This is a genomic window from Roseateles sp. GW821-FHT09B06 (assembly GCF_059418245.1).
Genome location: NZ_JBWKPM010000071.1, coordinates 1 through 692 on the forward strand (window position 1 = coordinate 1; position 692 = coordinate 692).

The following is a 692-nucleotide window of genomic DNA, read 5'->3' on the forward strand; positions in this document are numbered from 1 at the left end:
GCATAGCCGCCCACGCCTTCGGCGGCCTCCTTCTCCTCGGCCGTCTCGTAGGGCACCTCGATGAACTTGGCGCCCAGCGACTCGACCTGCTCCTTCACCGAGGGCCGCACGTCCGAGGCCTCGATCACCGCGCCCAGGCGCTTGGCCGTGGCGATCGCCTGCAGCCCCGCCACGCCGACCCCCAGCACGACGACTCTCGCCGCCTTCACGGTGCCGGCCGCCGTCATCAGCATCGGGAAGAAGCGCTGGTACTTGTCGGCCGCGATCATCACGGCCTTGTAGCCGGCGATGTTCGCCTGCGAGGACAGCACGTCCATGCTCTGCGCCCGCGTGGTGCGCGGCGCGGCCTCCAGCGCGAAGCTGGTCAGGCCGGCGCCGGCCAGGGTCTGCAGGCCCTCCCGGTCGAAGGGGTTGAGCATGCCCACCAGGGCGGTGCCGGCCTTCATCAGGCCCAGTTCCTCGACATCCGGCGCCCTGACCTTCAGCACCAGCTCGGCGCCGAAGGCCATGGCCCGGTCGACGATCTCGGCGCCCACCGCGGCATAGGCCCCGTCCGGGACGCTGGCCGCCAGGCCCGCCCCGCTCTCGATGCGCAAGACATGACCCTGGGCCCCGAGCTTCTTGACCGTCTCGGGCGTCACCGCCACACGCGTCTCTCCCGCCGCGCTTTCGCGCGGAACACCTATCAGCAT

At 71.2% G+C, this 692-nt stretch carries 1 protein-coding gene; it reads right to left on the reverse strand.

Annotated elements, in window-relative coordinates; translation table 11 throughout:
• On the reverse strand, nucleotides 1-692 hold a 692-nt coding region (locus tag AC07OQ_RS24480), incomplete at its 3' end, for a Rossmann-fold NAD(P)-binding domain-containing protein (protein WP_495055744.1).